A 14,291-nucleotide genomic window follows, 5' to 3' on the forward strand; every position below is an offset into this window, starting at 1 on the left:
GCGTCCGCACAGCAGCCTCGGCGGCATGGCACCCGCCGACTTCACCAACCGCCCGCGCCACGGGCATGAGGACACCGAAGCTAACTTATCGGTGGCCTGAAAATGGGGAGCAGGTCAAACCCAACCCGCCGCCGATCGGCTTATGCCACGTGGGCGCGGAAGAAGGGTGGAACGCTCAACGGCTTCGTCATTCTGGATTGGGGAATGTCACAGGCCAAAACACTCAAGGTGGAAAAGCATCTGTTTGACGGCCTAATCAACCATCCCGGATATGGCGTCATCAAAATGCACTACCACCCATCTGTGACTGCGGCGGATAACCAATCGGTGTACCTCGCTTGGTGGTCAGACTGGTTTGTCTCCGTCTGATTGGGCGCGCCTGAGCCATTCGCCTAACTCTGGGTCGAGGCTGACGGAGGCGATGTCATAGCCTCGCTTGGCATAGCGCGCCTCAATGATTGCCTTGGCGTTATTGCAGGTGCGGCAGGCAGGCGCGAGGTTTGAGATGTCGTTGGTCCCGCCAAGGCTGAGCGCGATAATGTGGTCAAGTATGGTTGCAGGCGTAAGGCGGTGATCGGCGCGGCAGTAGCGGCAAAGCGGTTCGACGCTCAGGATGGCGAGGCGCTGGCGACGGTAGGCGGCAGACTGGTCACGAAGGGAGATACTCCCTCCATACATCAAATTCATTCGACTGCGGAACGACTTCGGTTTGTTCGGCACTTCGTATTTAGTTAGAATATAAGCCGTCAGCAGTATGATAACAGGAGGGGTTGTGCCCATTTTTTTGAAGGCGCTGAGTATAAAAAACTATCGCGGTATTGGTGATAGTGTGCAAGTTATGCCAAAATTTGCAGGATTCAACTTTTTTATTGGAGCAAATAACGCTGGAAAATCCACGGTATTAAACTTTATAGAGAGATATCTACCACCTCGAACATTGAGGACGATTCAGTTTGGCGGAGGTCAATCCTATAATATAGATAATCTTGAACGGCATATGCAGCAAGCAAGCATTCCGATTGAGGTGGGATTTGGCTTTGAGGTAGACGAGGTTTGTAAAAAAGTTGAGACGGCATTTCCCAGCATCCGGGTAGGGCTCTCGTATCGTAAACATCTTCGCATAGTAGTTAGTGCGCTGGCGAGCAGTGGAGGGATGATTTGGAAGAGAAGTGAGGTTCCATATGGCGAGGAAATAAACCTCGACATTCCTCAAAATTTAAATCTTGCATCACTGTTAGATCGAATCGATTGGCAGCGTCTCTGGATTGCATTGACGAGCTATACAGGCGGAGGAGATCTAAAGGATTGGATTCCGGGTTGTATCAAGGCCATTAATCAGGCCACGGCTTTGGCGCTCCCTGCCGTAAGCATCATACCAGCAATTCGACAAATTGGTCCGAAGGGGATGTCGTTCTCAGACTATAGCGGGGTAGGTCTGATAGATCAGCTTGCAGCAATTCAGAACCCGGAGCATGACAGGCGGGAGGATCGCTCGAAGTTTGAGGCAATCAATGGTTTCATTCAATACGTTACGGATCGCCCTGACGCAGAAATAGAAATACCATACTCTCGTGAACATGTACTGGTTCATATGGATGGTCGTGTTCTTCCATTGTCATCACTGGGCACTGGCATCCATGAGGTGGTTATGATTGCTGCCTTCTGCACGCTGGCTGAGCGTCAAATCGTCTGTATAGAAGAGCCAGAAATACATCTTCATCCGCTTCTTCAGCGCAAACTGATTCGCTATCTGGCTGAAAATACTACCAATCAATATTTTATCGCAACCCATTCGGCCGCATTTATCGACACGTCAGGCGCGGCTATCTTTCACGTTTATCAAGAAGATGGCACGACACATATCCGCGAAGCAGTTTTAAAGCACGAGCGCTACGCCATATGTCTCGATCTTGGCCATCGAGCATCGGACATTATTCAAGCAAATTTTGTGATCTGGGTCGAGGGGCCTTCGGATCGCATCTATCTGAAGCACTGGATTGGTATCGCCGCACCCGATTTAGTTGAGGGCATCCATTATTCGATAATGTTCTACGGCGGTCGCTTGCTTAGCCACCTGTCGGCTAATGACGAAGAGGTGTCAGAGTTTATCCAGCTGCGTGACCTCAATCGAAATATGGCCATTTTGATCGATAGCGATCGGAAGTCCGCCCATTCGAAAGTCAATGATACAAAACTGCGTATTCGGGATGAGTTTGAGGCTCAGGACAGCTTGGTTTGGATCACAAAGGGCCGAGAGGTCGAAAACTACATCGAGCACACCCGCCTGCAACGCGCCGTAGCGAGCGTTTATGGCGGCATTTACGGAAGGCCATTGGCGGGGGGCGCGTACGACCATGCCCTAGAGTTTGAACGGGTCGCTCCCAAGCGTCGGCGGAAGGGTAAGTCCTCGACAGACTTGGTGGAAAGTAATGTCGACAAGGTGAAGGTCGGTCGTGCTGTGGCGTCAGACGGCATTGAAAATCTTGATGTCTTGGACTTGCGAGAAAATATTAACCGGATGGTTTGTAAGATATATGCGTCGAACGGCCTTTCTTACTAATATTAGCGTGATGCATGGGGGTATTTTTGATTATTGATCCGAAAATAATCGAGGCGAGCAATCGCCTCCTGAGATCACTTCAAACCAATGCAAGCCAATTGGCTCACGAATTAGAGAAAATTCGTGATTCTCTCAGTCATGGGGGTCAAAAGGGCAATGAGATAGAAAAGTTCTTTGAGAATCTTTTGAAGCAGTATCTACCTGAAAATTTGGGATTTGCGCAAGGGTTCGTAATATCGTCAAGTGGGTTTCGATCCAAGCAGATTGATATTATAGTCTACGATAAATCCTCACCTATATTATTTTATGGTGCAAATTCTAGGGTTGTGCCAATAGAATACGTATATGCCGTCGTTGAGATAAAGGCTATTCTAAACAAGAAGGAGTTTGAAAAAACTCTTGAGTCACATGCGGAAATCAAGCGTGAATCAAAAAGGTTCGTAAAAGAGTCGGGGGCGTCGTATATGTACCATGCTTATGGTGCTGATTGGGCGGCACCTCCGGTGGCAAGCTTACTTTTGGCATGTGAGTCGGATGTATCTGGGGTGGCTGCTTTTGATTGGTATGCCTCATCGCATGACCAGAAGCCCATAAACGAGAATGTAGATGTTGTTTTCGTAAATCCGTCTCTACTTCTTTGTAGATTGAGCCACGAAATTGGATTTGACATGTACACGGGAGATTGCAAATCTATTATAAAGATTGAAAGAAACGCAATGTCGTATCTCCTTGCTCTTCTGGTGATAAACTCTACCGATTGGAGGATGCGTGAGCGTCCGGAAATGTATCGATATTTCACGGGTGTGGAAGAGGAGGTTAGCGCTAGGAAGGTTCGACGTAAGCCGTCACACGCAGACATCATAATTTCGGAGGACGAATATATCAATTTCTAAGGGTATCGAAGGCGGCCTCATGTCGTTCAAGTGCATGTGTCTATGTGTGCGATAATGCATTTACCGCGCATATGTTGCTGATGGTGATAGCTATAACTATAACAGCTTTCTTCCCATCCTAGGATCGAAAACATGACCGACGAAAACTTTGAAATCGACGCTGTCGAACTCGCCACCGAACTGACCGTAGCGTGGCTCGCCAACCCCAACACGCGCACTTCGGCTGATGATGTTCCCGCGTTCCTGCACAAGATGCACGAGACGGTTTTTAGCCTGATGGGCGGTGTCACTGCGACGGCCGAGGTTGAAGCTGCGGTCGAATACACTCCGGCTGTCTCGGTGAGGAAATCCCTCGCATCGCCTGACCACATCGTCTCGATGATCGACGGCAAGCCCTACAAGACGTTGCGTCGTCACCTCGCCACGCATGGCCTGACGCCGGAGGAATATCGCGAGCGCTACGGCCTGAAGACCGATTATCCGATGGTCGCCCAGACCTACTCGGAAAGCCGCCGGGCGATGGCGAAGAAGATCGGCCTTGGCCGCAAGCCCGGCCAGAAGGTCGAGAAGGCAGCGTCTAAGCCTGTTCGGAAGGGTAAGTCGGTCACGGACGCCAAGGCGGCGGCTCAGGCCCATTTGGGCGGCGAAGGTTGATGTGAGCCGTTCCACAGGCCCGCATTCCTGACGACTTCGAAGGGGGGCTGGTTATGCCAGCCCCTTTTTTGTTGGCCTGCAATGGCTACGCACCGCTCCGGTAACGTTGCCGGACACGCGTTCGATCGTGCCGGGGACAACGTTATCTCCGTGATTGCTGCCGCAACGTCAGCGCATTTGGAAATGGTTTCTGAAAGCCGCACTCTGCAACGAGTTGCACGAATGCCGCGATACCGTCGCATACAACGCCGAATTTACCGCCACATATTCGCTCGTGTATTTCGCAATTTTCAGCGTCGTGTTCATCGCAATATACTAAGCCACCATCGCAGCCAGCAATACGCAACGTATTTGCCGAATACCCGGAAAATTACCGCATATGTGTGGCACACGTATTTTACGTCTGACGGAAATATATACTGACGCGTTTAAATGCCGTGCCAGCGGGGATTCTAACGGCTCACCGTTAGCGTCTATACGAAGTGTATAGATTTGCTTAAAAAGGGCTTGCGCTTCTCGTCCGAGGGCGTCAATAGACGACTTCCGGGGCGGCTTGGAGCCGCCCCGGTCGCCGAGGTTCTAGGAGATTGCGGCTCCGAAGAACCTCATTTGCTACTCTTTCGCTCGGATCGGGCAGAAAGGAGGCGGGCCTATGGTACCGCCGATATAGCGTAGCAGTCGTTTAGGCTGTCTCAACGGGCCTGTCCAGCATCATGAGATGTTGGGCGGGCCTTTTCTATATGTGTTGGATGTCTCGCTATTCGCCCTGCGAAAGATTGATGGGATGGTCTCCGTCTTTCGTAGGCTTTGCATGATTGAACTTTAAGTTTTTGCCGATAGTTTGCGGCGTTCCATCATCAAGGATGCCCTCCCATGGCCCTGAAAGACATCTTCAACCTCTTTGACGACAAGCTCGCCGACGTGTTCGCGAAGAAGGCCTACGATCCCGCGAAGGATCGCGCCAAGCTGGTGAAGCGCCTCGAAGCGCAGAAGGCCAAGTTTCTCGCGACCGAGCCCGCGCGCGGCGCGAAGGATTTCAAGATCGCTAACGGCGTCGTTGAATTCCGCCCCGTGCTTCCCGGCGGACATCCGCTGGTGCTGGGCGGCAAGGAAGTGAACTACGTTCCATCGGAGCGGTTTACGGATGTCTTGGACAAGCTAATTGCCGAAGTGCAGGCGGGCGAGGTTGACGATCAGCTTGAGGGCAAGGAGGGCAGTGCGCCTATGCCTCGCACTCGTACCGCCCGTGCGCCTCGCGAAGGTGGTGGCAAGGGCTGGTCGGAAGAACGTCGGGCAGCTTACGCAGCGACGATTGCGGCGCGGAAGGCGGCGAAGGGGCAGGGATGATGACAGGTAGATTACCCGACATAATGCGGAAAGACTTGGATGAGATCGCGCGAATTCAAGGCGAAACGCCGTTCATCCCAACATCGGTCAACAAAACGAGCAATCACGCTGACTTGGGAAAGGGGCACAACCCACGTTTTCCCGGAAATATGACGGACGACGAGCTAGAAGCTCGATTAAAAGAGTTGCGTAGCGCCCCCGACGCGAAGGGTGATGCCCGCATCACGCAAATTGAGGACGAGATTGCTAGGCGGGAAGAGCAGAAGAAAGCGACGAACCCCGGCAAGAACGTGCGATAATAGGTGACGGAGGGCGGTCACGCGCGTGCCTATGACCGTAAGCGCCTGCGGCGCATCGTTTTAATTGTCAGTTCATGGGAATGAATGAGTCGTTTGAAACGGATTCGTGATCTTATAGCTATGGCGAAACACGTCTTTTCGGAGTGAGCAAGGCGAGCGATAGCGAAGGGGCAAGGCCCCGTGCCATAAGCACTCCGAGAAGACCGGACGACCGTCGCGTCAGCGATGGTCGGACGCATACACCTTTAACACAATCGAACATCGCCTTCCTCACCCATGTCCAAGGCCATGGGCGAGAAAGGCTCAGGACATCTCGAAATTGATGGGCGTCAGTCGGCTATTCGCCTCCTTCTCCCATAATTTTCGGCTGTCGTTTTCTTCCATTTCGTCAGTTCAGCCATGTCACGCTAAATGGTAAGAGTGTCTTGTTCTTCTATGCATAAAGTGTGACATTGATCATAGGCACGCGCGTGACCCCGCGCGGGTAATTTTAAATCGACATCCAAATCTGCTGTCCTGCATAAATAGGTTCATACCGAATTATGGGAGACAGAAGGGCAGATGACGCCGATTTACTACTACACTGACGGAGCGTGCGGCACGGGGAAAACGTTTCAGGCGTTGAATAAGATTGTGATGGCTGGTGGACGCCATCTGTTCGTCGTTGATCGCAAGGAAGTCATGATTGATCGTCAGGCGACGTTGACTCAAATTGCGAGTGAGACTGGCCATTATATCTCGACTCTCTGCATATCTTCGGATGATGACCGAGCGACAAAGCGGCTGGGTGTTCGCCGACGCATCCATGATCTCGCCGACGATTATGGAGATGGTCGCGACATCTGCGTTTTTATCACGCACGAAGGCATGAGGATGTGCGATTTCAGCGAGTTCGAGGGCTGGTCGATTTGGGTCGATGAGGTCCCAGACATCATGGATAACGAGTCGATCTCGGTGGGCGTAAGCCGCGTCCTGCTCAACAGCCTTTACAGCCTCAATCCCATCCTCAAGGATGATGGCACCCCGACCGGCTGGTCAGAGGTGATGTGTCGTAACGCTGCTGTTGATTTGGCGATGATTGCCAACGACGACATCGCCTGCGGTCTGCGCGCGCTCCACCGTCGCGTCATAGAGGCCAAAGACAGCGGGCGGCGTTCGGTAATCGTAAGCGGAAGTGATTGGTCCGAGTTCGACGGCCAGAACAAGTGCAACTGGTTTTCGCTCTGGTCCCCCATGCACCTCGCGAACTTCAACAGCGTCAATTTTCTCGCAAACGCCTTCACCACGAGCCTAACGTATCAGATTATGGCCGCGATGTGGCCTGTGATCGAATGGCGGGAAGTGAAAACAAATAGCGGTCGCGAATTCAAATCGCGCGACGTTCGCATTCATTATTACGCAGACAGCCACGTTGCGTCGCGCAAACTTTTTTCTTCCGATCAAGGGCGCGAGAATCTGGCGCGAGTATGCGAAGATATAAACGCGCGGATCGCTGGCCGCGATCACATTTGGATGTCGAATAAGGCTGACAGTGAGACGGTGAAGCTCGACGGTCAGCGTCTGTCACCTAGGCAGGCCGGTTCGAATGCATACAGCCACGTGACCGCTGCCACATGCATATACACTGTGAAGCCGGACGCGGATCAGCGTCGCGTGTATGAGATTCTTGGCGTCGATCCTGACTATTACGTCGAGACAAATGAGCGCGAGACGATTTTGCAATTCGCATGTCGCACGAGCATCCGCGATCCAAATAGCGATGCGACCGTGGACCTATTTGTCTACGATAAAACGCAGGCCGAATATCTACGGCGCTACTTCGAGCGGGATGAGCGCGGGTACGCCAACCCGATCATGATCGCTCATGATCTCGGTTTTGCCAAGATCGAGCGGAAGGTGGGTCGTCCAGTCATCACGCGGACGGCTGATGAAAAGCGCGAGATGGCGCGCCTGCGCAAAGCGGCGAGCCGTGCAAAGAAGGCAGCGTGATTCTTGATTCATCGGCGGGTGGCGCGGGCGTCACGCGAAAGGGACAAGCGACCACCGCGATTTCGGCTGAGCGATTTCGTCAAGATGTCGGATCAGGTCTATGTCGAGGTCGGTATATTGAAGAAACTTTTTCGCCTGAAAGTCAGGCAATATGCGGGGTTTTTTGCCAAGGAAGAATAATCTATCGCGCGAGTAGACCTGCGTAACTTCATTCATTCGATCTACGAGCCAAGGCGGCGCTCTGAGCGAATAGCAATTGCGATCGGTGCGCATCGACATTGGGGTGCAGACGTATAGACAGGCGTTCGGTGTGAGCGGGAGAAGCGCTCGACCATTGACCCGATTGGCCTGTAGGCTCCCGGTCATTAAGTCAAGATAGCCATCGCCGCATATGAACTGTTTGTGATCAGAGTGGAGAATGACAAAGGCGCGATTAGTCGTGACACCTTCGAGGCATAGCTTCTTAGCTATCATGTAGCTTTGGCGCATATTCGCTTTCCCGACGTTTTCGTCCACGGGAAGACCGAATTGAGCGGGAAAATTCTCGTACTTCCAGCGATTGGAAGGCGCGCGGATAAGCAGCGAAAAAACTAGAAGCAAAATGGTGCGAACGGACTTGTCGGGGATGTGATGGACCGCGACGCTTTCGGATAGGTCACGATCTTTCTTCAACCAAGATCGGAGCCACGTTTCCAATCGCGAACGTGGTTCCCCGGAGGGTCTCAGATTCGACAGAAGTTCAACAACGCGGTGAATCTCGTTGTCTACGTCAAATTCGCTTTCAAAGTTAGTTTGCCCCCACGGATGACCTCTAAAGAGGGTGTGACCGTGAGCCTTGAAGCCGATTTTTCGGTTAGCACTTTTTTTCTTGTCAACGACGCCATCGGGTGTGATCCACGAAAGATTGCCCGTGTCATCGCACCAATAGCTTTGCAGTGCTACTGGCCACCAATGATGGTCCCTTGAACGGTTCGCTTTAGCCAAGGCGCTGGCCCACTGTGAGGATCGGGATGCGCCGCGAAAGCGCGGGTGCTGTCAAAACGCAGTAAACGTGATGACATCTATGGTCACTGCGCGGTTCATCGCTCTCTTCGTTCAATCTACGAATGTCCGGCCTGCGCGCACGTTCTGCGCTACGAAATCCACCCACTCGCGCTGATCTACGGCAAACTGCCGAACGCAATTTTTGACTTCATAGGGCTTCAGCATTGGTTCGCAAATGTTTGGCGAGTGAATCGCGTGCCAACTGGCAAAAAGGTAGATGTCTTCTTCGTCTGTGAGCCGATCAGCTATGGCAAGCCCGGTTTCACATACCGCTTCGATCTGTAGGCGCTGATCGATGAAGAGACGATCACCAACCGTTTTGGGCGACCAGCGGGCAGGGGGTCTCCGGCCGGTCGAATCTGGCGTCTTAGAAGCGTACCTGCGGGAACAGACGACGTGGCGTTCGTTCAACCATTTGGCGATAGCCGTCTCCGCGACCTTGATCCCGTCTGCTTCCAATTCACCGAAGCACGTATGGAATATGCGGGTCTGCGCGTCGGCAAGCCAAATGGCCGCTGACTGCCTGCGAACCTGCGATTTGTAGCGTTCGACGGCGAGGCGATTCATCTTTTCACACAAAAGTTCAGAAAAGCGGGCGGCGGATCAATCTGTGCGAAAACGAGGCTCCGAGCAACGATTTGTGGAGACCTCATGACGACGACGCCCACTGCCACCACCACTTACATCGCCATCGATCAGAACGACTGTCTCGCTTCCATGCGGTCGATGCCCCCTGAGTGCGTTGACCTGATCGTCCTCGATTTGCCCTACGGTTGCACGAGCGCAAAGTGGGACCGCATGATTGATCCCGCTGCGCTCTGGGTCGAACTCCGCCGTATCCTTACGCCGCGCGGGACGGTTCTGGCGTTCGCTAATCAGCCGTTCGCGACCAAGCTTGCCGCACCCGCGATCGACCTTCTGAAATACAATCTGGTTTGGGAAAAAGAGAAGGCGACGGGGCACCTCCACGTTCGCAATCGCCCGCTTGCCATTCACGAAGACATCTTGGTCTTTAGCCATGGTGCGCAGATTCATGAGTTCGCAACCAAGCGCCGGATGACCTTTAATCCGGATGGCGAGGAGACGGGAACCACGAAGCTCAAGCTTGCCACGTCGGAAATCTATCGCATCTTCCAAGGTACCGAGGTCGGGAAGAAATACACTCCGCTCCGAAATTCTACCCGCTCGATTTTGAAGTTTCCGAAGGACGGCAATGCACATCCGTCGCAGAAACCGTTGGCGCTAATGGAATGGCTGATTCTGCGCTACTCTAATGTCGGCGATGCGGTCTTCGACCCTACTATGGGTAGCGGATCGACGGGCGTTGCTGCCGTTCGCGCGGGCCGCGATTTCTTTGGCGTCGAGGCGGACCCGAAGTTTTTCAATATTGCCGGAGAACGGATTGCTGAAGCGATGGCGACCTTGCCGCCAGAGGCGAGTATGTTTTCGGGGGTTAAGTCTACGCTCGTGGCAGCCGAGTAATCCGCGCAAGTAAAAGTTATGTTGCTTCGCGATGCAGCGCGCAACGATTCAAGCCAAAATCAAAAATAAAAACGTCGACACGCAACGGTGAGTTGTCGTGCGTATTCACGAGTGGAGCATCTGAATAGGCCATGGAAAGTCCGGTCTGTATAAAAAGTGGTATAGTTTTCGAGGCCTTGCGGAAGACGGAAACTGGAGCGATGTCCTGTCTTGTCAGGACGATCGGTAGTCGTGCTGGCTTGTAAACGATGAAACTACCGGTTCGAGTCATAGGAGGAATAAGTGAGTAAGATTGAATGGACCGGGAAAACTTGGAATCCTGTCGTGGGATGTCGCCGGGTCTCGCCCGGTTGTGACAATTGCTATGCGATTTTAGAGTCTCATCGTAAAAATGGGATGTTCGCCCACTATGAGGGCGTGACGATAAATGATGGTCAGCGCGTAGACTGGTCAGGACGCTTTAACGTCGCGCCTGATCACATTTTCGATAAGCCTCTTCGCACGAAAGCGCCCACGACGTGGTTTGTGAACTCGATGAGCGACCTGTTTGGCGAAGGCGTGGATGACGCTACGATCAAGCGCGTCTTTGCGATAATGAACGCGACGCCACGTCATACTTATCAGATTTTGACCAAGCGGCCGAACCGCGCGGTAAAGTTCGCCGACGTGGTTGAATGGTCGGAAAATATTTGGATGGGCACCAGCATCGAGAGCGACAAATATGCTGGCCGGGCCGATTATCTTAGGAAGATTCCTGCGGCTGTCCGCTTCATCAGCGCTGAGCCTCTGCTGTCCGCCCTCCCGTCGCTCAACCTTGCGGATATTGATTGGCTGATCGTGGGCGGCGAATCTGGTCGTTCGCGTGACAAGATCAGGCCGATGTCGGTAGATTGGGTCCGCGACCTTCGTGACCGCTGCGTAGAGAGTGCGACTGCGTTTTTCTTCAAACAGTGGGGCAATTACGACGAAAACGGCCAATGGCAACGCGGGAAAAAGGATGCAGGGCGCGAACTTGATGGCCGGACGTGGGATGAGATGCCTGCGCCTCGTGTCTCAAAGTCCGTTGATGTGGCTAAGACGAATGACAACGAGCGTCGCGGTTGGTCATCGATCGAAGAGTTTCGCAATCACCTCGCGATTGAACACGCTTTTGAAGACGCGCCTCCCGTCCACAACGATGACACGCCTCGCCGCTCACTGCGCGTGCCGATCTGGTTAAAACTGCGTGACGAAGGTCCGATGACTGGCGAGGAACTGCGTGATGCGGTCTTGCGCCAAGAAGGTCTCGATCCGACCTCTCCGAGGCTCGTGAACTATCACGCGTGGGCGTTAGTCGATCTTCAAGCGTCCGGCTACGCCGAGTCTTTCTTTACTGCGGTCGCGGGCAAACGTGGCCGGACGAAGCGTGTGAAGATGTATCGTGCGATCAAGCCACGCGTCAGGGTGAAGGCCGCATGAGCGACCTCATCACTTCCTCCGAACTGGCGCGGATGTTGTGCCTCGACATCCGCACCATCTCCCGCCGCCGTGCGGCCGGGGCGCTCGACATCCCGACGATCGACATCGCCCCGCCGGGTGGCCGACCGCAGCCGCGCTTCCGGTTGGCGGATGTCGAAGATTACCTTTTAAGAAAGTCCCGGCCATGACGGAAGTAGAAATTTGGCGGGACGGCGACGCCACCCTGACACGTCGCGATTCAGTCTACCGCTTCGACAACGGCCACGATCAACCGATCCATGGACGCTCTGCCACTGACTTCCTTGAGCGTGATTCCCGAGGAGTCATCCCATCGGCCGCGCTTTGGGCGATCAACAATCAGGAATCGTGAATTTTTGAGCTTATCGGCGGGATACGCGGCCCATCCGATAAGTAGTCATGGAGGGAAAACACCATGACGAACGAAAGAATCGAAAACCTGCGCCGGATTTTAGAAGAAGCTTACAAGCCGGACGAATCCAAGGATGTCGAGTTCGCCTATCTGCTTGGGTCGATCGACGGGATTATGGCCGTGATCGGCAAGCTGGAAGACGGCGATGTTGTTAAACACTGATCAGCCCGACTATGCCGCGATGGCTGAGACCGCACCTATATCTGAATGGTCCATACCCCGCCTAATTGCTGACATCTGGTCGGACGGTGATGAGGATGATCGGCGAGAGATTGACCAACATCTCGAACGAATGCGTCGCCAATGCGAGCGCGACCATGCTGACATGCAGCATCGGTGGACTTTCGGCCACTGATTGCCGTCAGGTTTTGAGCCGAGCTTGTTGAGCGCGATGTTCCCTTGCGGCTTTCATGCTCGCTCGACCGGCGGGGGGTGTGATTGATGACGTGGATGTCTCGGTGAGCGCCTGCGCCAGCGCCACAAGGTCATCATGCGACAATTGCGACCAATAACCGTGATAGCGAACCGTGCCGCGCCGCCCGGCCGGGCGTTTGCTCGATACTGCCTTTTTGCGATCCAAGAGTTCGCCCGAAAGCGCTTGGCGATAGGTTCGCCAGATGGTGGCCCTCTCTTCGTCTGAATGGGCGGCGGCGTGGTCGGCGCGGTAATGGTCGGTGATCGTCACCGATTACTTATGCATCCCGCGATCACGTGCTACCCTGTTTTGGCATCAGAAGACACTTTCAGCGCTCGCATCGCGGCCTCCCGTGTCAATTCGTCCGTAAATTCACGCGCCACGACCCCAATATCTGAAAAAATGCGGTCGGAACTTACGCCCATGGTTCTCAGGACATCGAGCGCTGACCGCTTCTCGTGAGCTTTGATGGTGAAGATGACCGAATTGAAGCCGTCGTTGGGACGGCTTGTGGACTCTTGATGAAGCGTCATGACGCTGTCTTGGGCGAGTGTACGGGGATTCATCACGAGCGTGTCGATTAGCAGCGGCGGCCCTGTATAGGCCTCCAAAGGATTCCAATTCCGATTTGTCGGCGCACTTGGCAGGGCGTTGCCGGGGAGGGCATGGATACATCCGTCTGCTGGGCGTCCGCCGCCACGATCAAGCAGCGGTGCACAGGCGAAGAAAAGGGCGACCAACGGGTTTGTGGTCCAATCGAGCAGAGTTGTCGCGACGCCATAGTGTTGCGCCAGCACTAACCACTCAAGATCGGTCGTATGTCGATCGGCGAAGCGCGCTGCCATCTGCTTCCAGCGGCGAAGTTCATCGTAGGATCGAATGCCATTTTCGATAGGGCCTCGAAACGCCGCCGGGGTTAGTAACCACCCGGTATGCGCGTGACCACGATAGATCGGGCGATCAATCGCTCGTGTCGCGATAGCAGCGACGTAGCGCTCAATCACCTTGAAGCCTTCTGTTCCAGTCATCGCCGTCCACCCTGAAGCGCAAGGTGGTCAGGGTAGGGGCGAGGTCTGCGCGGCGACAAGGGAGATGTTGTCGAAATCTGCTGTCGAACGGAAGCGGACGGCCATTATGCCTTGCAAAAATCTGCAAAAGGGCGTTGCGGACAGGTCGAATGCGGTAGAGATGGATGGCCCTGTCTAACAGGGTACCAGACGATGACGACCGACCGCCTAATCACCGCCGACGAATTCGCATATATGCTGCGTCGAAGCCGCAAAACGCTCAATCGGTTGCGAGCGGCTCAGCCCGCCGGTTTTCCTCCTGAGTATAATTTTAGCCTTTCCACGCATCCGCGTGGGCGGCGTCCGATGTTCAAATTATCTCATGTGCAGGCCTATATTGATGCCCAAGAAAGTGGTATATAACGGTTGAGGAAATTCGAAGCGCTGTGTCTAGTTTGTGTCTTGACACCATTTCCAGCGGTATTATGAAGTCTTCAGGCGCGGATTTCTGCGCTTTCGGTTGTGTCTAGAGCGTGGTCCAAACTCTTTTGGTACCGTCATACGCAGGTTCGAATCCTGCCGCCCCAGCCAAGCACTGATTGCCCCAGCTAAGGGGACGGAAAACTGCGGTTTTCGGTAACTTGGCAGGGATTCAACCATCGCAGTGGCGTCAACTGACGCCAGTCGATGGAGCCAGTCCCTGATGCCAGCGA

At 53.9% G+C, this 14,291-nt stretch carries 17 protein-coding genes; 12 read left to right on the forward strand and 5 right to left on the reverse strand.

Going from position 1 to position 14,291, the window contains the following annotated elements; genetic code table 11:
• Positions 1-345: 345 nt before the first annotated feature.
• Positions 346-780 (reverse strand): HNH endonuclease, encoded by a 435-nt coding sequence (locus U1703_RS15785; RefSeq protein WP_332786457.1) that lies wholly within the window; start codon positions 778-780, stop codon positions 346-348.
• Between U1703_RS15785 and U1703_RS15790 the strand changes: the two genes are divergently transcribed.
• The 6 genes from U1703_RS15790 (at position 773) to U1703_RS15815 (ending at position 7,742) form a co-directional block, all read left to right on the forward strand.
• A complete protein-coding gene (locus tag U1703_RS15790) occupies positions 773-2,560 on the forward strand; it encodes an ATP-dependent nuclease (RefSeq protein WP_332786458.1) in 1,788 nt (595 codons plus the stop codon). The two genes, U1703_RS15785 and U1703_RS15790, sit on opposite strands and share 8 nt — an antisense overlap.
• A 14-nt stretch (positions 2,561-2,574) precedes the next feature.
• On the forward strand, positions 2,575-3,453 hold the full coding sequence (locus U1703_RS15795) for a DUF6602 domain-containing protein (RefSeq protein WP_332786459.1): 879 nt from the start codon (positions 2,575-2,577) through the stop codon (positions 3,451-3,453).
• A gap of 132 nt (positions 3,454-3,585) precedes the next feature.
• Entirely contained in the window at positions 3,586-4,107 is a 522-nt protein-coding gene (locus U1703_RS15800) for a Ros/MucR family transcriptional regulator (protein ID WP_332786460.1), read from the forward strand.
• 873 nt (positions 4,108-4,980) lie between these two features.
• A complete protein-coding gene (locus U1703_RS15805; RefSeq protein ID WP_332786461.1) occupies positions 4,981-5,454 on the forward strand; it encodes a hypothetical protein in 474 nt (157 codons plus the stop codon).
• A gap of 35 nt (positions 5,455-5,489) precedes the next feature.
• The gene (locus U1703_RS15810; protein WP_332786462.1) at positions 5,490-5,753 is read left to right on the forward strand and encodes a hypothetical protein; all 264 of its coding nucleotides are present in this window, start codon (positions 5,490-5,492) and stop codon (positions 5,751-5,753) included.
• A gap of 561 nt (positions 5,754-6,314) precedes the next feature.
• Complete coding sequence (locus tag U1703_RS15815; protein ID WP_332786463.1) at positions 6,315-7,742, forward strand: hypothetical protein; 1,428 nt, start codon at positions 6,315-6,317, stop codon at positions 7,740-7,742.
• A 30-nt stretch (positions 7,743-7,772) separates the two neighbouring features.
• Here the strand turns inward: U1703_RS15815 and U1703_RS15820 are convergent, their stop codons facing one another.
• Positions 7,773-8,726, reverse strand: a complete 954-nt coding sequence (locus tag U1703_RS15820) for a hypothetical protein (RefSeq protein ID WP_332786464.1) — start codon at positions 8,724-8,726, stop codon at positions 7,773-7,775.
• Positions 8,727-8,837: 111 nt separating this feature from the next.
• A complete protein-coding gene (locus U1703_RS15825; RefSeq protein ID WP_332786465.1) occupies positions 8,838-9,353 on the reverse strand; it encodes a hypothetical protein in 516 nt (171 codons plus the stop codon).
• A gap of 84 nt (positions 9,354-9,437) precedes the next feature.
• Between U1703_RS15825 and U1703_RS15830 the strand changes: the two genes are divergently transcribed.
• From U1703_RS15830 to U1703_RS15850, 5 genes are all read left to right on the forward strand, one after another.
• Positions 9,438-10,268 (forward strand): DNA-methyltransferase, encoded by an 831-nt coding sequence (locus U1703_RS15830; protein ID WP_332786466.1) that lies wholly within the window; start codon positions 9,438-9,440, stop codon positions 10,266-10,268.
• 282 nt (positions 10,269-10,550) lie between these two features.
• Positions 10,551-11,726, forward strand: a complete 1,176-nt coding sequence (locus tag U1703_RS15835) for a DUF5131 family protein (RefSeq protein ID WP_332786467.1) — start codon at positions 10,551-10,553, stop codon at positions 11,724-11,726.
• Positions 11,723-11,914: a hypothetical protein gene (locus U1703_RS15840; protein ID WP_332786468.1), complete on the forward strand. Its 192-nt coding sequence runs from the start codon at positions 11,723-11,725 to the stop codon at positions 11,912-11,914. The genes U1703_RS15835 and U1703_RS15840 overlap by 4 nt, the downstream gene beginning before the upstream one ends.
• Positions 11,911-12,096: a hypothetical protein gene (locus tag U1703_RS15845; protein ID WP_332786469.1), complete on the forward strand. Its 186-nt coding sequence runs from the start codon at positions 11,911-11,913 to the stop codon at positions 12,094-12,096. Before U1703_RS15840 ends, U1703_RS15845 begins: the two co-directional genes overlap by 4 nt.
• A 63-nt stretch (positions 12,097-12,159) precedes the next feature.
• A complete protein-coding gene (locus tag U1703_RS15850; protein WP_332786470.1) occupies positions 12,160-12,318 on the forward strand; it encodes a hypothetical protein in 159 nt (52 codons plus the stop codon).
• A gap of 199 nt (positions 12,319-12,517) precedes the next feature.
• Here the strand turns inward: U1703_RS15850 and U1703_RS15855 are convergent, their stop codons facing one another.
• Both U1703_RS15855 and U1703_RS15860 read right to left on the reverse strand, forming a co-directional pair.
• A complete protein-coding gene (locus U1703_RS15855; protein ID WP_332786471.1) occupies positions 12,518-12,841 on the reverse strand; it encodes a hypothetical protein in 324 nt (107 codons plus the stop codon).
• A gap of 29 nt (positions 12,842-12,870) precedes the next feature.
• A complete protein-coding gene (locus U1703_RS15860) occupies positions 12,871-13,599 on the reverse strand; it encodes an FRG domain-containing protein (protein WP_332786472.1) in 729 nt (242 codons plus the stop codon).
• A gap of 192 nt (positions 13,600-13,791) precedes the next feature.
• Between U1703_RS15860 and U1703_RS15865 the strand changes: the two genes are divergently transcribed.
• A complete protein-coding gene (locus tag U1703_RS15865) occupies positions 13,792-14,001 on the forward strand; it encodes a helix-turn-helix transcriptional regulator (RefSeq protein ID WP_153006168.1) in 210 nt (69 codons plus the stop codon).
• Positions 14,002-14,291: the final 290 nt, after the last annotated feature.

Origin of the sequence: Sphingomonas flavida (assembly GCF_036663655.1) — a bacterium.
GTDB lineage: Bacteria > Pseudomonadota > Alphaproteobacteria > Sphingomonadales > Sphingomonadaceae > Sphingomonas.